This window comes from Rhodococcus sp. T7, from assembly GCF_009872365.1.
Taxonomy (GTDB): Bacteria; Actinomycetota; Actinomycetes; order Mycobacteriales; family Mycobacteriaceae; genus Rhodococcus_F.
This window is the reverse complement of the sequence record NZ_WXYH01000339.1, coordinates 1-21,575: the sequence shown is the minus strand read 5'-3', so window position 1 is coordinate 21,575 and position 21,575 is coordinate 1. Positions and strand designations below refer to the sequence as shown.

The window sequence follows — 21,575 nt, the reverse complement described above, 5'->3', positions numbered from 1 at the left end:
TTGGTAGGCGACGCCGAGGAATCGGGCGCCGCCGCGGAGCGGACCACCGAACGCCACCGGAAGGCCATCCTCTCGAGGGTGGTCTTCCTCGGGGGTGTGGCCATCTCGGCTCTCCTGATGTTCTGGGGTGCCTGGGAACGGCGATGGATTGCCGACGACGGTCTGATCGTGCTGCGCACGGTCCGGAACCTGCTCGCGGGCAACGGTCCGGTCTTCAACTCGGGCGAGCGGGTCGAGGCCAACACCAGTACCGCGTGGACGTACATCGTCTACGCGTTCAGCTGGCTGTCCCAGGCCCGGCTCGAATACGTGGTACTGACGATCGCGCTGATTCTGTCCACGGCGGCGATCGTGCTCGCCATGTTCGGCACCGCGCGGCTGTACCGCGGTGGATCCTTCGCCGGCGGCGGCACGCTGTTCCTGATGCCCGCCGGTGTGCTCGTCTACATCGCGGTGCCCCCGGCCCGCGACTTCGCGACGTCGGGCCTCGAAAGCTGCCTCGTCATCTTCTGGATCGCGTTGCTCTGGCTGCTGCTGGTCCGGTGGAGTCAGGCGGCCACCCCGTCCACCACCTCGGTGCTGACGCTCGCGTTCATCGCCGGCATGGGCCCGCTCGTGCGCCCCGAACTGGCGATCCTGGGTGTGCTGTCGCTGGCCATGATTTTCCTGGCGCCCGGCCTCACGTGGGTGGTGCGGGTGGCGATGGTGTTCGTCGCCGGCATCGTCCCGGTGGGCTACCAGATCTGGCGGATGGGCTACTACGCCCTCCCGTACCCCAACACCGCGGTGTCGAAGGACGCGGGCGGCGCGAAGTGGTCGCAGGGTTTCGCCTACCTGTGGAACCTGCTCGGCCCGTACCTGCTGTGGCTGCCGCTGGTCTTCCTGCTCGCCGGCGCCGTGATCGCCTGGCGCGGCCGGGACAAGGACATCGAGCATGGTGTTCGTCACACCGAGGGGAATCGGCTGACGCGCCTGCGCGGATGGCTGCGCACGCAGAATGCCGTCGTCGTCTTCGTCCTCGCGAGCGGCCTGATCCTCGGTCTGTACTCGTTGCGCGTCGGTGGCGACTTCATGCACGGCCGCGTCCTTCTGCCCGTTCTGTTCTGTTTCATCGTGCCCGTCGCGGTAATTCCGGTGCGAATTCCGGACCGCGCATCATGGGGCCGTAACAGGGAATCGTCGATTTTCCTGGCAATGGCTTTCCTGTGGGCCGGCACGGTCGTGTGGGCGTTTTTCGCCTCGAACACGACGGGAATGCCGGAAGGTGTCGTAATAGGACGTTCCGGAATTGTCGACGAACGCGCGTTCTACGTTCTCAACACCGGTCATGCGCACCCGATTCGCGCGGACGACTACCTGGACTACCCGCGGATGCGCGCCATGGTCCAGACCATCGCGGACACCCCCGACGGCGGCTTGCTGATCCCGTCCGCCGACTACACCTACTGGTTCGTCGTTCCACCGCCCCTTCCGATCCCGGAGGACGGCGCAGGCCACACCGTGTACTTCCTGAACCTCGGCATGACGAGCATGAACGTCGGCCTCGACGTGCGGGTGCTGGACCAGATGGGTCTGGCGTACCCGCTTGCGGCGCACACCGAGCGGCTGGACGACGGCCGTATCGGGCACGACAAAGCCCTCTACCCCGACTGGGTCGTGGTGGACACCGGAATGATCGACAAGCACCCCTGGATGCCCGGATTCCTCGACGAGGAATGGGTGACGGAGGCGCGGGTCGCGCTCACCTGTCCGGAGACGCAGGACCTGCTGACGTCGTACCGCTCGGAACTGACGTGGCCGCGTTTCAAACAGAATTTCAAGGATGCGCTGCATTTCGCGAGTTATCGAATCGAGCGCGTTCCCGCATATGAAATTCAGCGGTGCAATCTCGAGCCGCCGTTCCCGGAACCGGCCAAATAGGGCGTACCGGGCGGGGCCTGTGTCACCGGGGCGTCCCGGGCAGATCTCGATGTCGGAACATCAGATCTCGTTTGTGTAACGCTGGAACTGTCGGCGACGATGTACGTCGATGATGAGTCATCGTGACGGTGGTCTGGAAGTTCCCCGAAAAGCGCTCCGCGAGCGTTTGTCAGGGAAGTTCGTGTGACATACAGTCCACCAAGCGCAGTGTGACTTGGAAGAGGTCCGCTGCCGACCCGGCCTCGCGCCGGGGCCGGCAGGTCGCCTGTTCCCCGACGGAATCCGCCGGAGCCGCCCAGTTGGCGGAGTCCGCAGACGAAGAGAGTGAGCAGTATTCATGCGTTTTGCCAGACCGAGGTTGTCTCAGCGCCTCAAGCAGCGTGCGATGGCCATCGGTGCCGTCGCACTGGTACTGCCTGTAGGCGCAGGAATCGCTGGTGGAGCCGTTGCTGCAGCAGCACCGACGCACGCGGGGCCCGCCAAGACCGCGCCGGCCGGTGGCTACGAGGAACTGTGGGTTCCCTCTTCCATGGGACCGATCAAGGTCCAGGTCCAGTGGGCGGCCCGCGGCGGTAGCTCCGCGCTGTACCTGCTCGACGGACTGCGGGCCCGCAACGACCGCAACGCATGGAGTTTCGAGACCAACGCGTTCGACCAGTACCGCAACGACAACGTGACGCTCGTCATGCCCGTCGGCGGCGAGTCCAGCTTCTACTCGGACTGGTACTCGGCGAGCAACTTCAACGGTCAGCCCGTCACCTACAAGTGGGAGACGTTCCTGACCCAGGAACTGCCCGACTTCCTGGCCAATTACGGTGTCTCGCGCACCAACAACGCCGTCCTCGGCCTGTCGATGGGTGGCAGCGCCGCTCTGACGCTCGCCGCGTACCACCGTGACCAGTTCAAGTTCGCCGGTTCGCTGTCCGGCTACCTGAACATCTCGGCTCCCGGCATGCGTGAGGCGATCCGCGTCGCGATGCTCGACGCCGGCCGCTTCAACGTCGACTCGATGTGGGGCCCGCCGTGGAACCCGGCGTGGCTGCGCAACGACCCGTTCGTGTTCGCCCCGCGCCTGAACGGCCTGTCGATGTTCATCTCGGCTGCCAGCGGTCTGCCCGGTGAATTCGACCACCCGCGTGCGCCGATCGACTACTACAACACCGCGAACGGCATGGGCCTCGAGGCCCTCGCCCTGGCCAACACCCGCGCCTTCCAGGTGCGTCTGGCCAGCCTCGGTGTGCCGGCCACCTTCGACTTCCCCGCCAACGGCACGCACTCGTGGCCGTACTGGGGTTCGGAGCTGTGGAAGGCTCGCGGCCAGATCCTGGACACGCTCGGCGCCTGGTGATCTAGACGCCACCACGTTCGTGGCGAATGCCGCCCCGCCTCACCGGCGGGGCGGCGCTCGTGCGTTCTGAAAAGTGCTGCGTCCGGGATCGGAGGGTGAGAGGAAAACCTCGAAATCCGTTCCCCCCGGGAGTGCACAACGGGTCCCTTTGTCAGTAAGGTGATCCCGTCGAGACGCCACCCGCGCAGCGAGCGCTGCGCGGGTGGCGTCTGTACGTGAGATTTTCACGAGAGTTGTCAAGAGGTTGCCGCGGCCGCGGCGCGAGACGCATCAAGCGGAGGGAAGACGAGTTCATGCGAGTTGGGGGTTCGACGAGAACAAGCGGATGGGCCAGGCGTACCGCCGCCGCAATTGCTCTGGCGGTCGCACTGCCACTGGGCGTGACCATGGTGGGCGGCGGCGCAACCGCATCCGCAGCCTTCGACCCCGCAGCGCAGGACTTCTGGGTCGACTCCTCCATGGGTCCGATCAAGAGCCGCATCTGGCGGGCCGCTGACGGCAACACCAACCGTGTCGTCTACCTGCTCGACGGTCTGCGCGCGCAGGACGACCTGAGCGGCTGGGAAGTCAACACCGACGCGGGCCCGTTCCTCGCCTCGCAGAACATCAACGTCGTCCAGCCGGTCGGCGGGCAGTCCAGCTTCTACTCCGACTGGTTGTCGAACTCGAACCTCAACGGGCAGAAGACCCCGTACAAGTGGGAGACGTTCCTCACCGAGGAACTGCGCGACGCACTGGCGAACCGCCTCGGCTTCCAGCCCACCCGCAACGGTGTCATCGGCCTGTCGATGGGTGGCAGCGCCGCCCTGACGCTCGCCGCCTACCACCCGGAGCAGTTCAACTACGCCGGCTCGCTGTCCGGTTACCTGAACATCTCGGCTCCCGGCATGCGTGAGGCGATCCGCATCGCGATGCTCGACGCCGGCCGCTACAACGTCGACGCCATGTGGGGCCCGCCGTGGAACCCGGCGTGGCTGCGCAACGACCCGTTCGTCTTCGCGAACAAGCTTCGCGACAACAACACCCGCCTGTGGGTGTCGGCTGCCAACGGCATCCCCGCCCCCGGCGGAGCCGCACCGACCGGACCCATGGACGTGTTCAACGCGACCACCGGTGCGAGCCTCGAGGCGCTGTCGCTGGCGAACACCCGTGCCTTCCAGGTCAAGATGGCGACCCTCGGCGCGAAGAACGTCACCTACAGCTTCCCGCCGCGCGGCATCCACACGTGGCGCTACTGGCAGCAGCAGATCCACGATCTGGCAGGCGACCTCGGCAACACGATCGGGTAGCTCGGAAGTAACAATTGCACCAGCTGTAACAGCGCGGCACTCCCACTCGTCAGTTGTTTGCGTGTAGAAAGAACCGGAACGCGAGGCCGTGCTCCGTGTTGGCCTCGACGCGCAGAGAGAGAGTGAACGTCATGCGAGTAGGCCTGTTCAGGGCAGAACGTCAGCGTTCGTCGACCGGAAACGTTCGAAGGCGCGCGCTCGCCTCGCTTGCCGCTGTGCTCGTGGTGCCGGTGGCGGTCGGGTTCACCCAGACCGCCACCGTCTCGGCTGCGCCCGTCGCCGCGCAGGCTCCGGTGGCCACTCAGGCCCCGGGCGGCGCGACGATCCATCACGTCGACTGGCTCACCGACCGTCGCGTGGCGATCTGGATCAACTCTCCGTCGATGGGTGTGCCGATCCAGGTGCAGATGCTGCTGGCGCGGGACTGGAACTCGAAGCCGACGGAGAAGTTCCCGTCCGTCTACATGCTCGACGGCCTCCGCGCGCAGGACAACGAGAACGGCTGGACGCTCGAGACCGACGCCGAATCGTTCTTCGCGGACAAGAACATCAACGTCGTCCTCCCGGTCGGCGGCCAGTCCAGCTTCTACTCCGACTGGGTGGCCCAGGACAACGGCCAGAACTACCAGTGGGAGACGTTCCTCACGAAGGAACTGCCCCCGATCCTCGAAAGTGACTGGCGCACCACGCAGACACGTGGCGTCGTCGGACTGTCGATGGGCGGCACGTCCGCGATGTTCCTCGCGGCCCGCAACCAGGGATTCTTCAAGTTCGCCGCGTCGCTGTCGGGCATGCTCACCACAACGGCCCTCGGCATGCCGCAGGCCGTCGCCTACGCGATGAGCGACGCAGGCGGATTCGACGCGGACGCGATGTGGGGTCCCCCGACCAGTTCCGCGTGGGAGGAACACGACCCGTACCTGCTGGCCGACAAGCTCAAGGGCGTCAGCCTGTACATCTCCAGCGGCAGCGGCACCACGGGCCCGTACGACCAGCCGTCCGGAATCCCGGGCGTCAGCACCAATTACGCGGGCATGGGACTCGAGATCCTCTCGCGACTGACGTCCCAGACGTTCGCGACCAAACTCAACAAGCTGGGCATCCCCGCCCAGGTCAACTACCGGCCGTCCGGCACGCACTCGTGGCCGTACTGGCAGTTCGAACTGCACCAGCTGTGGCCGCAGCTCGCGAGCGCCGTCAATGTCGAACCCGAGAAGCCGGTGTGCACCACCGGTGGCTCCATCGCCGGTGTCGCCGGCGCGAACCCGTGGATCGGCGACTGCCTGACCCCCGAATACAGCCTCGCGGGCGGAACGGTCCAGGACTTCCGCAACGGCCGGATCTTCGCCAAGTCCGACACCGGCGCACAGCCGGTGGCCGGTGCCATCGGCGGCGTCTACCAGGCGACCGGCGGTCCCGGCGGGCCGCTCGGCTACCCGACGACGCCCGAATTGGCCACCCCCGACGGACGCGGTCGCTTCAACCACTTCGAGCACGGGTCCGTCTACTGGTCGCCGCAGACCGGGGCGCACGCCGTCCGCGGCGCGATCCGTGACGAGTGGGCACGGCAGGGCTGGGAGTCCGGACCGCTCGGATACCCGGTGGCCGAGGAAGTTCCCACGCCCGGCAAGGACGGCGCGGTGCAGGGCTTCGAGATCGGCGCCATGTACTTCAGTCCTGCCAACGGCACCCACCGCGTGCAGGGAATGATCATGGGCAAATACGCCGAACTCGGTTACGAGGGCGGCTGGCTCGGATTCCCGAAGACCAGCGAGATCCCCGTCAAGGACGGCGGCCGGTTCAACCAGTTCGAGGGCGGCAACATCTACTGGAGTCCGCTGTCGGGCGCCTGGGCCGTCGAGAACGGGCCGATCTTCGACGCCTGGAAGAGCGCAGGCTACGAGGGTGGCCGCCTCGGCTTCCCGATCAGCGACAAATTCGCCATTCCCGGTGGCGTCCAGCAGAACTTCCAGACCGGATTCGTCACAGTGATCGACAACAAGGCCGAGATTCACTGATGGCCGGACCGCACTAGAAATCTCACACGCAGCGGGCGGGGCCGGGTCCGGCGGACCAGGTTTCCGCCCGAACTGCGTCTGTACCCTGTCGAGAGACAACGACTTGGAAAGCAAGGACGGAAATAGATGCCGCAGCACTCACGTATCAGCACCACCTTCCGACGGTCGATCGCGGTAGGCGCGCTCGCCGTCGCAGCGAGCGGATTGTTGGTCGGGTGCGGTAGCGACGACTCCACGGCGACGTCCAACCCGTCCACCAGCGCGCCCACGACGTCCGCGGCCGCGTCCAGTTCCGCCGAGAGTTCGGCGTCCGCCGCGCCCAGCGCGAGCGCGTCCGCGTCTGCCTCCGCGCCGGTGACGAGCCCCGGCGAAGCGGCCACCGCACCGCCCGCGCAGCCCGAGGAAGTTCCGGGCGACTTCCCCGGCCCCAGCGAGGTCCCGGTCAGCGCCGACGGCCAGAAGTTCCTCGACGCGCTGAAGGCCAAGGGCATCGAGCCCGCCGCCGACGGCACCATGGCCGTCAGCACCGCCGACTTCATCTGCCAGGCCAAGGCCGAAGGTAAGAGCGACCCCGAGACGATGGTGTTCGTCACAGCGATGGTCGGCACCGAGGCGTCCGCTGCGGGGAAGGAACTGACCCAGGAGCAGGCGACGGCCAACGCCACGACCTACATGAACGTCGCCCACGCGACCTACTGCAAGTAGACGCCGATGTCGGTGACCGGGCGCGGAACGCGGAAGAAGAAGAGCAGCCTCCTGCGCAAACTGCTGGTGCTGATCGTGATCCTGCTGGTGATTCTCGGCGCAGTGATCGCGCTCTGGTATCTGCTCGCAGGGCGGCTGCCCAAACCGATCCCGACCCCGCCCGGTCCCGAGCGTCCCAATGCCCAGCCGGCGAGTTGTCCCGACGTCCAGGTGGTCGTCGTCCCCGGCACGTGGGAGTCCAGCGCAACCGACGACCCGTACAACCCGACGGCCAACCCGGCGTCGCTGATGCTCAACGTGTCGCGGCCGTTGCAGGAGCAGTTCGAGTCCTCGCGCGCCGACGTGTACACGGTTCCGTACGTCGCGCAGTTCTCCAACCCGGTCGCGTTCCCGCCGGACGGGCAGCAGTCGTACAACAACAGCCGCGGCGCCGGCACCGCCGCCACCAACGACATCCTGATCCGCCGGCACGCCGAGTGCCCGCTGACCAGCTTCCTGCTCACCGGCTTCTCCCAGGGCGCCGTCATCGCCGGCGACGTCGCGTCGAGCATCGGCGCAGGTAACGGCCCTGTTCCGGCGGACCTGGTGCTGGGTGTCGGGCTCATCGCCGATGGTCGCCGCGACCCGGCCGCCGCGACGAACGTCGGGCAGCCGGTCGCCGGTGTCGGAGCCGAACTGTCCCTGGCCGGTCTGCAGATCCCGGGAATCACGATGACCGGTCCGCGGCCCGGCGGTTTCGGGGAACTCGCCGACCGGGCGGTCGAGATCTGCGCCCCCACGGACGGGATCTGCGACGCGCCGGCGCAGGCGCTGAAGCCGAGCAACTGGATCGGCAGCGGATTGCGTCTTCTCGAGTACAACAACAACCCGGTCCACGCGATGTACAACTCGTACGTCGTCGACGACTCCGGCACGACGGCCACGCAGTGGATCGCCGGATGGGCAGCCCAGAAGATAGAGGCCGCCCCGACCCCGGCCCACAGTTGATTTTGTGGCGGGTGGGTTCACCGTGGTCGGTGAGCCGTGAATCGTCCCGAACAGATAGGCACGACGCGTACTCGCCGGTAGTGTGCGTTTCCCGGCACCGGTAGAGTGCTGCACTGTTGCTGCACCACCCGTGCCCGACCCACCGATGTTCACGTCCTGAACGGGGGCGTTTCACCACAGGAGAAGCTATTCATGAGTTCCGACGTCAGCTCGTTGCGTAAGTTCCGATTCGCCGCAGGCGGAGAGGGCAACGCGGACGAGGGCGGCGCGCGTCGGTTCGTCAAGCTTGCGCAGAAGGCCGAGGAACTCGGGTTCGACAGCTTCATGATCCCCGACCACCTCGGTAACCAGGTCGGACCGATCGCCGCGCTGGGTGCGCTCGCGATCGCGACGGACAAGATCCGGCTCGGCACCGCCGTCCTCGCCAACGGCTTCCGGCATCCGGCGATCCTCGCCAAGGACGCCGCCACCATCGACGTGCTGTCGGGTGGCCGCCTCGAACTCGGCATCGGCGCAGGCTGGATGAAGGAAGAGTTCGACAAGGGCGGCATCGACTACGAGCGTCCGGGCGTCCGGATCGCCAAGCTCGAGGAGACCCTGCAGATTCTCGATGTGCTGCTGCGCGGTCAGGAGTGCAACTTCGACGGCAAGTACTACCAGATCAAGGGCCTGACGGGCAGCCCGCGGCCGCGGCAGGGTCCGCGTCCCCCGATCGCCGTCGGCGGCGGCGGCCCCAAGATGCTGGCGCTCGCCGCCAAGTACGCCGACATCATCTCCGTGGCGACGCCGACCAGCAAGGAAGGCAAGCTCCTCCTGTCGGGTGTCACGCTCGAGAAGACGATGGAGCGCGTCGACCGGATCCGGGAGGCTGCCGGTGACCGGTTCGACGACATCGAACTGAACTGGACGATCACCACCATCGTCATCACCGACGACCGTGAGCAGACCGCCGAGATGGCGCTCGCCGCAATCGACCAGGGGTTCCCGCCCAACATCGAGGCCGACGTGAAGCTGTCCGTCGAAGACATCCTGAGCTCGCCGTATCTCGCGATCGGAAGCTTCGAGGAGATCGCCGATCAGATCCGTATGGTGCGAGAAAAGACGACAATGTCCTACGTCGGTGTGTTCCCCACACAGATGGATGCGTTCGCGCCGATCATCTCCCAACTGAAGGGCGAGTAGACGCAGCGTACCGAGGGCGGCGATGCCAATCTGTAACATATCGATGGTTTGGAATCGATGAACTTATTCGGGTGAGTGGCGTGTTACGTCATTTCCCACGAGTTTTACAAGATCCGATTCGGCGAAGGAAGTCTGGGGCGCAGTCATGCTGGGGCATGCCTGTGTGATCGCTTCGGAGGAGATGGAATGAACGCGAAGTTCGATGATTTTATCGACGAGAAGGGCCACATCAGGCTCGACTCGGGAAGCACGCTGGTCGACTACGTCCAGCGGCACACCCGGGAGAACTCGGACGAGCTGGCATACCGCTACATCGACTACTCGCGGGACAGGGACGGCGAAGCGCAGGAGCTGACCTGGGAACAGTTCGGCTACCGGCTGCGCGCCGTCGCGGCTCGCCTCCAGCAGGTCACCAAACCCGGCGACCGTGTCGCGGTCCTGGCGCCGCAGGGTCTCGACTACGTCATCTCCTTCTTCGCCGCCATCCACGCCGGAGCGATTTCGGTGCCGCTGTTCGACCCCGACGAACCCGGCCACACCGACCGTCTGCACGCCGTCCTCGGTGACTGCAAGCCTGCCGCCATCCTCACGGCCACCTCCTCCGCCGCGGGTGTTCGACAGTTCTTCCGGTCCCTCCCGGCCGCCGAGCGCCCCCGGATCATCGCCGTCGACGCCATCCCCGACAGCGTCGGCGAGTCCTGGGTGCGCCCCGAGATCGATCTCGACGACATCGCGTACCTGCAGTACACGTCCGGCTCGACCCGGGTGCCCGCCGGTGTGGAGATCACGCACCGCGCCGTCGGCACGAATGCACTGCAAATGGTCGACTCCATCGAGCTCAACGAGAACTCGCGCGGCGTCACCTGGCTGCCGCTGTTCCACGACATGGGGCTACTGACCGTCATCCTGCCCGCCCTTGGCGGCAAGTACATCACCATCATGAGTCCGCGCGCGTTCGTGCAGCGGCCGTACCGGTGGATCAAGGAACTGGCCGCGGTGTCGGACGGTGCGGGCACATTCGCGGCCGCACCCAACTTCGCGTTCGAGCACGCGGCCGCTCGCGGCCTGCCGAAGAGCGGCGAGAGCCTCGACCTGAGCAACGTGATCGGCCTCATCAACGGCAGCGAGCCGGTCACGACGTCGTCGATGCGCAAGTTCAACGAGGCGTTCGCGCCGTACGGCCTGCCGAAGACGGCGATCAAGCCCTCGTACGGCATGGCGGAGGCCACGCTCTTCGTGTCCTCCACCCGGCACTCGGACGAGGCCCGCGTCATCTACGTCGATCGCGACGAGCTCAACGCCGGTCGCGTCGTGAAGGTGGACCAGGACGCCGAGAACGCCATCCCGCAGGTGTCCTGCGGCTACGTCGCGCGCAGCCAGTGGGCGGCCATCGTCGACCCCGAGTCGCGCATCGAGCAGCCCGACGACCGGGTCGGTGAGATCTGGCTGCACGGCGAGAACATCGGCATCGGCTACTGGGGACGCACCGACGAGACCGCGGAGACGTTCCACAACAAACTCACCAACCGGCTCGCCGAGGGCAGCCACGCGGAGGGTACGTCCGAGGACGCCAACTGGATGCGCACCGGCGACTACGGCGTGTACATCGACGGCGAGCTGTTCATCACGGGCCGCGTCAAGGACCTCGTGATCGTCGACGGTCGCAACCACTACCCGCAGGACCTCGAGTTCTCGGCGCAGGAGGCCAGCACCGCGCTGCGCCCCGGCTTCGTGGCCGCGTTCGCCGTCCCGGCCAACCAGCTGCCCGCCGTCGTGTTCGAGAACACGCACTCGGGCCTGAACTACGACGCGGACGATTCCTCCGAGCAGCTGGTGATCGTCGCCGAACGCGCACCGGGAGCCGGCAAGGCCGACCCGCAGCCCGTCGCCGACACGGTGCGTGCCGCGCTGTCGACCAGGCACGGGGTCACGGCACGCGACATCCTGCTGGTGCCCGCGGGCTCGATTCCTCGTACGTCGAGCGGCAAGATCGCCCGCCGCGCGTGCAAGGCGAGCTACATCGAGGGGACCCTGCGCGGCGGATACACGCAGACGGCGTTCCCCGACAGCGTTTCCGAATAGTCCACTTCCTGACGGGTAGCTTGGTGAGTTGATGGCTGAAAAAGATGATGACCGGACCAGCACGGGTGACATGACGGTCGCGCAGCTGCGCGACTGGCTGCGCAACTGGATTGCCGACGCAACCGGGCAACCGGTCGGTCAGATCACCGACGACCGCCCGATGGAGGAGTTCGGTCTGTCGTCCCGCGACGCCGTCGCACTCAGCGGCGAGATCGAGGAACTGGTCGGAGTCACGCTCACCGCGACGGTCGCCTACCAGCACCCCACCATCGCATCGCTGGCCACTCGCATCATCGAGGGCGAACCCGAGCAGCCCGACGACTCGGCCGACGCCGCGTACTACGCGTCGGCGCCGACGTCGGACGCGCACGACATCGCGATCGTGGGCCTGGCCTCACGCTTCCCGGGCGCGGGCAAGACACCCGCCGAGATGTGGCAGATGCTCGCGGAGGGCCGCGACGGCATCTCCGACCTGCCCGCGGGCCGCTGGGAGGAGTTCACCTCCGACCCGCAGATCAAGGCCGCCGTGGAGAAGGCCAACACCCAGGGTGGCTACCTCGACGACGTCAAGACGTTCGACGCGGAGTTCTTCGCGATGTCCCCGCTGGAGGTCGCGAACGTCGACCCGCAGCAGCGTCTCGCGATGGAACTGACGTGGGAGGCCCTCGAGCACGCCCGCATCCCGGCCAGCGACCTCAAGGGTGAGCAGGTCGGTGTGTTCATCGGCAGCTCGGCCAACGACTACCAGTTGCTCGCCGTCAGCGACCCCGTCCACGCGCACCCGTATGCGCTGACCGGTACGTCGACGTCCATCGTCGCCAACCGGGTCTCGTACTTCTACGACTTCCGCGGACCGTCCATCGCCCTCGACACGGCCTGCTCGTCGTCGCTCGTCGCGGTGCACCAGGCGGTGCGCTCGCTGCGGTCCGGTGAGTCGGATCTCGCGCTCGCCGGCGGCGTCAACATGCTCGTCGCGCCGCCCGCGACGCTGGGCTTCGACCAGCTGGGTGTGATGGCCCCCAACGGCCGCATCAAGGCGTTCTCCTCCGACGCCGACGGCATGATCCGCGCCGAGGGCGGCGGTCTCGTCGTCCTCAAGCGGCTCGAGGACGCCGAGCGCGACGGCGACGAGATCTTCGCCGTCATCGCAGGCAGCGCCGTCAACCAGGACGGCCGCTCCAACGGTCTCGCGGCCCCGAACCCCGACGCGCAGGCCGACGTCCTGCGGCACGCCTACCGGGACGCGGGCATTAACCCGGCAGGCGTCGACTACATCGAGGCGCACGGCACCGGCACCATCCTCGGCGATCCCATCGAGGCGGACGCGCTCGGACGCGTCGTCGGTCGTGGACGTGCCGACGACAAGCCAGCGCTGCTCGGTTCGGCCAAGACCAACTTCGGTCACCTCGAGGCCGCCGCGGGCGCCGCGGGTCTGATCAAGGTCGTGCTGTCGATGCGGGAGGACACGCTTCCCCCGACGCTGAACTTCGCCGGACCCAACCCGTACATCGCGTTCGACAAGGCGCACCTGCAGGTCATTCCCGAGGGTGCGGCGTGGCCGCGCTACACGGGGACGGCCGTCGCCGGTGTGTCCGGATTCGGGTTCGGTGGCACCAACGCGCACGTCGTCGTGCGCGAATACACCGGGCCTGCCGTCGACGACACCGCCGAGCCCGCCGACACGGTCGCCCCCGCCGAGGTGGCGGTCGCCGAGACCGAGCCGACGGTCGTCCTCGCGGTGTCCGGTGCGCTGCCGTCGCGTCGCCGCCGGGCCGCCGCCGATCTGGCCGACTGGCTGGAAACGGAAGAGGGCAGCACCACCCCGCTCGCCGACGTCGCCCGCGCTCTCGCGCGCCGCAACCACGGCCGCTCGCGGGCCGTCGTCCTGGCGAAGACCCGCTCGGAGGCCGTCACCGGTCTGCGGGCCGTCGCCGCAGGCAAGCCCGGCCAGGGTGTGTTCACCGCGGATTCGCCGTCGTCGAAGGGCGCCGTCTGGGTTCTGTCGGGCTTCGGCTCGCAACACCGCAAGATGGCCAAGCAGCTGTACCTGGAGAACCCGGTGTTCGCTGCGGCCATCAACGAGGTCGACGCGCTGATCGAGGACGAGGCCGGCTACTCCATGAAGGAGAAGTTCCTCGACGACGCGATCGACTACGACGTCGAGACGTCGCAGGTCGGCATCTTCACCATCCAGATCGGTCTGGCGGCGCTGCTGCGTCACCACGGCGCCGAGCCGGAGGCCGTCGTCGGCCACTCCATGGGCGAGGCTGCCGCCGCGTACATCTCGGGTGGTCTGCCGCTCGAGGACGCGGTGCGGGTGATCTGCGCGCGGTCCCGCCTCATGGGTGAGGCCGAGGCCACGCTCGAGGGCGACGACATCCGTCTGATGGCGCTCGTCGAGTACAGCGCATCCGAGATCGAGACCGTTCTCACCGATTTCCCGCACCTCGAGGTCTGCGTGTACGCGGCTCCGACGCACACCGTCATCGGCGGCCCCGAGCCCGAGGTCAACGCCATCGTCGCGCGGGCCGAGGGCGAGGAGAAGATGGCCCGCGTCCTCAAGACGAAGGGCGCCAGCCACACCTCGCAGGTCGACCCGCTGCTGGGCGAACTGGCCGCGGAACTGGCGGGCATCGAGCCGACCAAGCTGAAGCTGGGCGTGTACTCGTCCGTCGACCAGGACACCTACTACCGCGCAGGCCACGAGCCGATCCACCGCGAGGAGTACTGGACCAAGGGTCTGCGCCACAGCGTGTACTTCACCAACGCCGTCCGCCTCGCCGTCGGCAGCGGGCACACCACGTTCGTGGAGCTGGCACCCAACCCGGTGGCCCTGATGTCCGTGGCCGCCACCGCGTTCGACGCCGGCCTGCACGACATGCAGCTCATCCAGACGCTCAAGCGCAAGGAGGACGAGCCGCTCGGTGTTCTCGCCGCGCTCGCGCAGCTGTACGTCCACGGGCACGCCGTCGACCTGTCCTCGCTGCTCCCCGAGGGCGACTTCGCGGCCGTTCCGCGCACCGCGTGGATCCGCAAGCCGTACTGGGTGGAGACCCGGATCGACGGGGGCGGCAACACCCGGGTTCCGGGTGCGCACGTGTCGCTGCCCGACGGCCGCCACGTGTGGGAGGTCCAGGCCGGCGCGGTCACCGACCTGCCCGCACTGGTCACCGCCGCCGCGTCGCAGGTGCTGTCGGACGTGACGCTCGCCGCGTCCGTCCTGCACGCCCACGCGCCCGCGGAGGGAACGCTCACCACCACGCTCAACCCGCATCCGGGTGGCGCGTCGCTGCAGGTGCACGCGAAGAGCGGCGCGAACTTCACGCTGCTGTTCGACGCCGCCGTCACGTCCGGGGACGCACTGCCCGAGCCCGTCGTCGCGGCGCCGGTGCAGGCGGCGTCTCCGGTGGAGGAGCTGCCCGAGGTCGTCGAGGACATCGGCGAGAAGTGGGACCCGAACGGTTCGCAGACGCTCGAAGACCGTCTCGCGCTGATCGTCGCCGAGTCGATGGGTTACGCCCCCGAGGACCTGCCCGCCGAGATCCCGCTGATCGAGCTGGGCCTCGATTCGCTGATGGCCGTCCGCATCAAGAACCGCGTCGAGTACGAGTTCGACATCCCGCAGTTGCAGCTGCAGGCGGTCCGCGACGCGAACCTGATGGAGGTCGGCAAGTACCTGCGCTACGCGGTCGAGAACCGCGAAGAGGTGCAGGCGCTGGCGGACAAGCAGAAGGCCGAGAAGGAAGCGGAGGAGGCTGCAGAAGCTTCGGAGGCCGCGGCTCCGCTCGATGCCGAGAACACGTCCGTGGAGGCGGAGGCCGAGGCGATCATCGCGGCCACTCCCGATGTTTCGGAGGCGCAGGCTGCGCCCGAGGAAGCCGCTGTGGACAGCAAGGAAGCGTTCGCCGAGGCGACCGGCACGGACGTTCCGCCGCGTGACGCCGCCGAGCGCCTGACGTTCGCCACGTGGGCCGTCGTCACCGGCGAGTCCGCCAAGGGCATCTTCAACACGCTGCCGATCCTGAACGACGACACGGCGGAGAAGCTGGCCGCCCGGTTGTCGGAGCGCGCGAACGGTGAGATCACGTTCGACGACGTCCTGGATTCCACCACCATCGAGGAACTGGCCAATGTGGTGCGCGGCTTCCTCGAGGATTCCGGCAAGATCGACGGGCTCGTCCGCGCGCTGCGGGCTCGCCCGGAGGGATCCGACGCCGTCCCCGTGTTCGTGTTCCACCCGGCCGGTGGGTCGACGGTCGCGTACGAGCCGTTGCTGAAGCGTCTGCCCGAGGGCACGCCGATGTACGGGTTCGAGCGCACCGAGGGTCCGATCGACGTGCGGGCGGCGGAGTACCTGCCGCTCATCCGCGAGATCCAGGGCGACGGACCGTACGTGCTGTACGGCTGGTCGCTGGGCGGTGTGCTGGCGTACGCGGTGGCGAAGCTGCTGCGCGAGTCGGGCGCGGACGTCCGGATCGTCGGCCTGATCGACACGGTCATGGCCGGGGAGAAGGTCGAGGACACTCCTGACGAGATCCGTAAGCGCTGGCAGCGGTACGCGGCGTTCGCGAAGAAGACGTACAACGTGGACTACCCGCTGCCGTACGACAAGCTCGCGGCGGCGGAAAGCGACGAAGAGCAGATCAAGATCCTCACGGAACTGCTCAAGCTGAGTGGCACCAAGATTCCGGGCGGAATCATCGAGCACCAGCGCACGTCGTGGCTCGACAACCGGGCCATCCAGACTGCCGAACTCGAGCAGTACGACGGCGACGTCGTCCTGTACATGGCCGACCGCTACCACGACGACGTGATGAACCTGGAGCCCGCGTTCAAGACCCGGAAGCCGGACGGCGGCTGGGGCGACGCGGTGAAGAACCTGGAGATCATCCACGTGGGCGGCGATCACATCCAGATCGTCGACGAGCCGTACATCGCGAAGGTCGGTGCCGACCTCACCAAGAAGCTGGCGGCGATCCAGGCCGCCGGAACCGGAGCGCATCAGTGACCACCACGACCGCAGAGAAGCTTGCCGAACTGCGCGAAAAGCTGGAAACGGCGAAGGAACCCGCGGGCGAGCAGGCTATTGCCAAACGCGCGAAGAAGGGCATTCCGAGCGCGCGCGAACGCATCGACATGCTGCTCGACCCGGGAAGTTTCATCGAGGTCGGCGGTCTGATGCGTCAGCCCGGTGACCCGAACGCGCTGTACAGCGACGGCGTCGTCACCGGCCACGGGACCGTCGAGGGACGCCCGGTCGCGGTGTTCTCGCACGATCAGACCGTGTTCGGTGGTTCGGTCGGCGAGATGTTCGGCCGCAAGGTCGCCGCGATCATGGAGTTCGCCGCGAAGATCGGCTGCCCCTGTGTCGGCATCAACGACTCCGGCGGAGCCCGGGTGCAGGATGCGGTGACGTCGCTCGCCTGGTACGCGGAACTCGGCCGTCGGCAGGAGCCGCTGTCGGGCATGTGCCCGCAGATCTCGATGATTCTCGGCAAGTGCGCGGGCGGTGCGGTGTACGCGCCGATCAACACCGACGTGCTGGTGGCCACCGAGGAGTCGTACATGTTCGTCACCGGGCCCGAGGTGGTCCGGAAGATCACCGGCGAGGACGTCAGCCTCGACGAACTCGGTGGTGCCCGGAACCAGGCCCAGTACGGCAACCTGCATCACGTGGCGCCCGACGAGAAGGCCGCGTTCGAGTGGGTGCGCAAGTACCTGAGCTTCCTGCCGTCGAGTTGCATGGAGAAGCCGCCGGTCGTCAATCCTGGTCTCGAGCCGGAGATCACGGACTCCGACCGTGATCTGGACACGTTCATCCCGGACGCCGACAACGCCGGTTACGACATGCACGACATCCTGCTGCGGATCTTCGACGACGGCGAGTTCCACGAGATCGGCGGGCAGGTGGCGCTGAACATCATCACCGGCTTCGCCCGCGTCGACGGCCGCACGGTCGGGGTGATCGCGAACCAGCCGCTGGTGGCGGCGGGTGCGCTCGACGCCCAGGCCTCGGACAAGGCCGCGCATTTCATCCGCATCTGCGACGCCTTCGACATCCCGCTGGTGTTCGCGGTCGACACCCCGGGTTTCCTTCCCGGCCTCGAGCAGGAGCGGATCGGTGTCATCAAGCGCGGTGGCCGGTTCATCTTCGCGTTCGTGACGGCGACGGTGCCGAAGGTGACCGTCGTGATCCGCAAGGCCTACGGCGGCGCCTACGCCGTCATGGGCTCGAAGCAGTTGGGCGCCGACATCAACTTCGCGTGGCCGACCGCCCGCATCGCGGTGATGGGCGCCGAGGGCGCTGTCGACCTCATCGGTCGCAGGCAGATCGAGGCCGCGGGCGAGAACGCGCCCGCCGTCCGCAGGCAGCTGATCAACTTCTACAACGAGAACATCGCGACGCCGTACATCGCCGCGGAGCGCGGATACATCGACGCCGTCATCGAGCCCGCCACCACCCGGCTCGAGATCCGCAAGGCGCTGACGATGCTGCGCGACAAGACGGTGCAGCGCAACCCGCGCAAGCACGACCTGATGCCGCTGTAGTTCGATGCCGCTGTAGTTCGTTTCCGCACCTGCGGTCGGCAGTCATGCCGACCGCAGGTGTGTTTCGGTGTGCACGAACACCGGCGGCCGGGGACGCGACGCGGCCAGCGTGTACGCGGCGCGCAGGTCGGCGAGAACGGTCGACGGGTCGGTCCGGATCTGCTCCGGCAGGTGCGTCACGACGACGATTCCCTCACGCTGCATCCGGGCCCGCCGCGTCCTCGTCGCCTCGTGTAGTTCGGGCGAGAAGTGGTACTTCGGCGAGTCGATCTCCCAGGCGACGGCGACGTCGTCCAGCCAGCCGTCGGGTCGGGCGACCCACAGTCCGGCCGCGGACAGCACGTCGACGTCGTGCCGCATCGGCGGAAGCCCGCTCGTCGCATACAGATTCTGCGCGTGGACCCGGGCGACGGAATGCGCGTCTTCGGTCAGTTCACGCAGGACGGCCCGGGGCAGGTGGTTTCCGCGGTCGCTGCCGTGTGCGAGTTCACGGACCAGTTCGTCTACCGTCACGTCGCGGCGCCGGATGCCTTCCGCCAGGAGCGCGTGACAGGCCTCGGCGGTGAGCGTGCGACGTCCGGCGTCCAGAAGGCATCGCGGCGGCGGAGCGAGACGCAGGAGCCCCCGGTGGACGGGTGCGGGCAGGTGCCGCGTCCGCTCGACCTTCACGTACGACCAGTCCCGGCGATGCCGGGTGGACGGGATGAGCAGCAGCACGTCGTTCCGGGGCGGTGACGCCGGGTACCCGAACGCGGCCAGCGCGGCGTGCCCCGACAGGAGCGCGTCCGGGCCGCCGTATTCGAGCGCCGCCAGGTTGCGCTGCAGCGTCGTCGGTGGCCGGTCGTGCAGGAGGACGACGCCGGGGAGGATCCGCTGCCAGGGACCTCCGGCGCGGCAGCGCGAGGCGATCGTGCCCCTCGCGACGCCCAGCCGCTCGAGGGCAGCGACGCGGACTACTCCGTCGCGGCCGACAGCTGCTGTCCCAGGGAGGTCTTCGGCCCAGCTTCCACTTCGCATGGGTTCGAGCCTGCCCTGGGCGCAGCGGCCCGCCGCCGAAAAGCCCAGGTCGGAAATTGGCCTGTGGATGGACGGAAAGTTGTGGACAACTCCACCCCCGGGCCCGCTACGGGGTGGGGTACACCCGCAGGGTGCCCGGCTTCCACAGACCGGACCGGGTGGCGGTCTCGGTGTCGACGGTGGCCGCGGTGGCGTCCGGGTAGTACCGGTCGAAGCGCTCGAGGGAGCCCCAGTCGCGTCCCCAGTCGTCCCGCATGTACGTGGGGATGGCGGTGGCGCTGGCGAGCAGTTCGGTGAAGCCGAGGGGGCCACCGTTCTCCGCGGACTGCCAGGTGTCGGTGGAGCTGACGGCCAGCGGACGGTCGGGGAGGATGCGGTAGTTCGGCATCTCCGCGACCCCGTACTGGTGGTCGAACGGACGCTGGCACGGGAACTGCAGTCCGACGGCCCAGTCCAGCAGCACGGGCTGCGAACTGCCGATCGTCGAGTTCAGGGTCTCGAGCTTCGGGACCCGCGGCGGGGTGAACGCCAGCCACTGGTCGCCGGTGAGGTTGGGGTCGTTGGCGACGATCCGCACGGAGTCGGCGTCGGGGGACAGTTCGCTGATCGGCACGCGCAGGTTGCGCCACGACGGCGCGGGCCCGATGTCCTTGGGCAGGTAGGTGCCCTGGGCCTGGACGGTGCCGTCGGGCTGACGCTTGCCGTATTCGAGCAGCAGCGACTGCCCGTACGTGAGGGCGCCGGTCGGGTCGACCGACCAGATGCGGCCCGCCGCGGACATGACGATCAGCGGGGTGTCGTCGCTGCGCTCGGGGAGGGCGTACCAGCTGGACGACAGTGTCGCCGGTTCCTGCACGCCTTCCTGGTAGCTGCCCATGACGGGTGTCGTGGCCGGGTTGAGCCCGAACGGGAGCTTGGCGGTGCTGCCGTTGACGCCGACATTCCCGGTGCCGCCGGAGGTTCCGGCGCTCGATCCGGTCTCGAAGCTGGGGCCGACGCTCTGGTTGTCGGTGTTGCCCATGCCCTGCTTGACCTCGACGTAGTCCGCGGTCAGGTCGGACGGCACCCCGTTGGGGGAGAAGCCGACGGGGTTCGCTCCGCCGAGCGGGTCGGCGGGGTTCGCCAGCGGCTGCGCGGGATCGTTGATGGGCGTGAGGTTTCCGCCGTTGGTGTCGCCCTCGACGAGGACGTCCTCGGCGAGCCCGCACGTCTGCCCGGCGAGGGAGTCGAAGTTGGAGCGGGCCAGCGAGTACGCCGGGTACTGGGAGACGGCGCCCTTGAGTAGGGAGAGGACTTCGAACAGCACCATGATGCCTGCGATGACGGTGAGCGGGGCGGCCGCGAATTTCCTGATCCGCCTGCCCTTCTCGGTGTTCGCGCGGACGGGGGGCGCGGCGAATCCCTCACGCAGGTACTGCCAGGCGGCCAGGGCGACGGCCAGCCCGAACAGGACGAGGAAGAACGTGTTGGACTGGCGGCCGCCGATGGAGACGGTCTTGTCGAACCACGGCACGCCGTAGCTCGATACGTACCAGTAACCGTTGATGCCCGCGAACGTCAACGCCAGCATGAGCAGCAGTCCGGCCAGGAAGATCGTCCGGTTTCGGCGCGAGCGCAGCGCGGACGCCGACACCGCGACGGCGGTGAGTGCGGCCAGTGAACCGGCGATGCCCGCGTACGCCCCGAAGTGGTGGGTCCACTTGGTGGGGTTGAACATCATGAAGAAGATCGTGCCGAACACGACGCCGAGCAGGCGCCACGACGGTCCGGTGGCGGCACCGGGAATCCGCCTGCGGCGCAACAGGATGAACAGTGTCGTCAGCAGGCACAGGATCATCGTCAGGAACGCGAAGCGGCGGGCCACGGAACCGTCGACGGTCGGGACGAACAGGTAGTAGTAGCGCAGGAAGTCCTTGTACCACTCGAGGTTCGGGCCGATCAGGGTGCGGACCCGGGTGGCCTCCATCACCGCGGCGACGGTCTGGTCGGCGAACACGACCACGAGGACGATCGTTCCCGCCGCCGCGATCGGCGCGAGCAGCGGCAGCGTCCCCACCTGGCGGTGACGTTTGACGATGATCCGGACGAGCGGGCGGGCGCCGGCGAGCAGGGCGGCCACACACATCAGGCCCGTGGGAGCGGCCGCGAGAGTGAATGCGCCGATCAGGACGGCGACGGCCGCGGGGAGGAGACGTCCGGTCGCGATGGAACGCTCGATGGAGCACCACGTGAGCAGGGCGCCGAGCGCCACGATGGGCTCGGGCCGCAGACCGTTGTTGTAGGGCAGCCAGAACGCGAGGAACACGAGTCCGCCGGTCCACAGCGCCACCTTGTTGCGCCGGACCGACCGGCCGAGGCGCGGAGCGACCTCCCGGCTGATCACCATCCAGCACAGGATGCCGGCGATGAGGGCGGGCAGTCGCATGAACGGGCTGGCCGTCGAGATCTTGGCCATCGCGGCGAGGACGTCGTAATACC

The 21,575-nt window shown here is 67.8% G+C and carries 12 protein-coding genes; 10 read left to right on the top strand and 2 right to left on the bottom strand.

What is annotated here, in order from left to right; translation table 11 throughout:
• The 10 genes from zomB (at position 1) to MLGJGCBP_RS31390 (ending at position 18,080) form a co-directional block, all read left to right on the top strand.
• A complete protein-coding gene (gene zomB / locus MLGJGCBP_RS31435; RefSeq protein WP_160100553.1) occupies positions 1-1,920 on the top strand; it encodes a flagellar motor control protein ZomB in 1,920 nt (639 codons plus the stop codon).
• A gap of 337 nt (positions 1,921-2,257) precedes the next feature.
• Positions 2,258-3,268 (top strand): alpha/beta hydrolase, encoded by a 1,011-nt coding sequence (locus MLGJGCBP_RS31430; RefSeq protein WP_160100517.1) that lies wholly within the window; start codon positions 2,258-2,260, stop codon positions 3,266-3,268.
• A gap of 293 nt (positions 3,269-3,561) precedes the next feature.
• A complete protein-coding gene (locus tag MLGJGCBP_RS31425) occupies positions 3,562-4,557 on the top strand; it encodes an alpha/beta hydrolase (protein ID WP_087561210.1) in 996 nt (331 codons plus the stop codon).
• A 131-nt stretch (positions 4,558-4,688) separates the two neighbouring features.
• Positions 4,689-6,575 (top strand): alpha/beta hydrolase-fold protein, encoded by a 1,887-nt coding sequence (locus tag MLGJGCBP_RS31420; RefSeq protein ID WP_087561248.1) that lies wholly within the window; start codon positions 4,689-4,691, stop codon positions 6,573-6,575.
• Positions 6,576-6,701: 126 nt separating this feature from the next.
• Positions 6,702-7,280, top strand: coding sequence for a DUF732 domain-containing protein (locus MLGJGCBP_RS31415; protein ID WP_087561211.1), 579 nt, complete (start codon positions 6,702-6,704; stop codon positions 7,278-7,280).
• Positions 7,281-7,286: 6 nt separating this feature from the next.
• A complete protein-coding gene (locus MLGJGCBP_RS31410) occupies positions 7,287-8,267 on the top strand; it encodes a cutinase family protein (protein ID WP_160100515.1) in 981 nt (326 codons plus the stop codon).
• A 192-nt stretch (positions 8,268-8,459) separates the two neighbouring features.
• Entirely contained in the window at positions 8,460-9,449 is a 990-nt protein-coding gene (locus MLGJGCBP_RS31405; RefSeq protein WP_160100513.1) for an LLM class F420-dependent oxidoreductase, read from the top strand.
• Between the two features lie 186 nt (positions 9,450-9,635).
• Positions 9,636-11,531, top strand: coding sequence for a long-chain-fatty-acid--AMP ligase FadD32 (fadD32, locus tag MLGJGCBP_RS31400; protein WP_087561214.1), 1,896 nt, complete (start codon positions 9,636-9,638; stop codon positions 11,529-11,531).
• Positions 11,532-11,601: 70 nt separating this feature from the next.
• On the top strand, positions 11,602-16,539 hold the full coding sequence (pks13, locus tag MLGJGCBP_RS31395; protein WP_160100551.1) for a polyketide synthase Pks13: 4,938 nt from the start codon (positions 11,602-11,604) through the stop codon (positions 16,537-16,539).
• The gene (locus MLGJGCBP_RS31390; RefSeq protein WP_072938577.1) at positions 16,536-18,080 is read left to right on the top strand and encodes an acyl-CoA carboxylase subunit beta; all 1,545 of its coding nucleotides are present in this window, start codon (positions 16,536-16,538) and stop codon (positions 18,078-18,080) included. The genes pks13 and MLGJGCBP_RS31390 overlap by 4 nt, the downstream gene beginning before the upstream one ends.
• Positions 18,081-18,122: 42 nt before the next feature.
• Here MLGJGCBP_RS31390 and MLGJGCBP_RS31385 read toward each other — a convergent pair whose 3' ends face one another.
• Both MLGJGCBP_RS31385 and MLGJGCBP_RS31380 read right to left on the bottom strand, forming a co-directional pair.
• Positions 18,123-19,097 (bottom strand): hypothetical protein, encoded by a 975-nt coding sequence (locus MLGJGCBP_RS31385; RefSeq protein ID WP_160100511.1) that lies wholly within the window; start codon positions 19,095-19,097, stop codon positions 18,123-18,125.
• 106 nt (positions 19,098-19,203) lie between these two features.
• On the bottom strand, positions 19,204-21,575 hold a 2,372-nt coding region (locus tag MLGJGCBP_RS31380; RefSeq protein WP_160100509.1), incomplete at its 5' end, for an arabinosyltransferase.

Coding starts and splice junctions, on each gene's coding strand:
- pks13 (WP_160100551.1), top strand. CDS start 11,602: ATGACGGTCGCGCAGCTGCGCGACTGGCTGCGCAACTGGATTGCCGAC.
- fadD32 (WP_087561214.1), top strand. CDS start 9,636: ATGAACGCGAAGTTCGATGATTTTATCGACGAGAAGGGCCACATCAGG.
- MLGJGCBP_RS31385 (WP_160100511.1), bottom strand. CDS start 19,097: ATGCGAAGTGGAAGCTGGGCCGAAGACCTCCCTGGGACAGCAGCTGTC.
- MLGJGCBP_RS31420 (WP_087561248.1), top strand. CDS start 4,689: ATGCGAGTAGGCCTGTTCAGGGCAGAACGTCAGCGTTCGTCGACCGGA.
- MLGJGCBP_RS31425 (WP_087561210.1), top strand. CDS start 3,562: ATGCGAGTTGGGGGTTCGACGAGAACAAGCGGATGGGCCAGGCGTACC.
- MLGJGCBP_RS31405 (WP_160100513.1), top strand. CDS start 8,460: ATGAGTTCCGACGTCAGCTCGTTGCGTAAGTTCCGATTCGCCGCAGGC.
- MLGJGCBP_RS31410 (WP_160100515.1), top strand. CDS start 7,287: ATGTCGGTGACCGGGCGCGGAACGCGGAAGAAGAAGAGCAGCCTCCTG.
- MLGJGCBP_RS31430 (WP_160100517.1), top strand. CDS start 2,258: ATGCGTTTTGCCAGACCGAGGTTGTCTCAGCGCCTCAAGCAGCGTGCG.
- MLGJGCBP_RS31415 (WP_087561211.1), top strand. CDS start 6,702: ATGCCGCAGCACTCACGTATCAGCACCACCTTCCGACGGTCGATCGCG.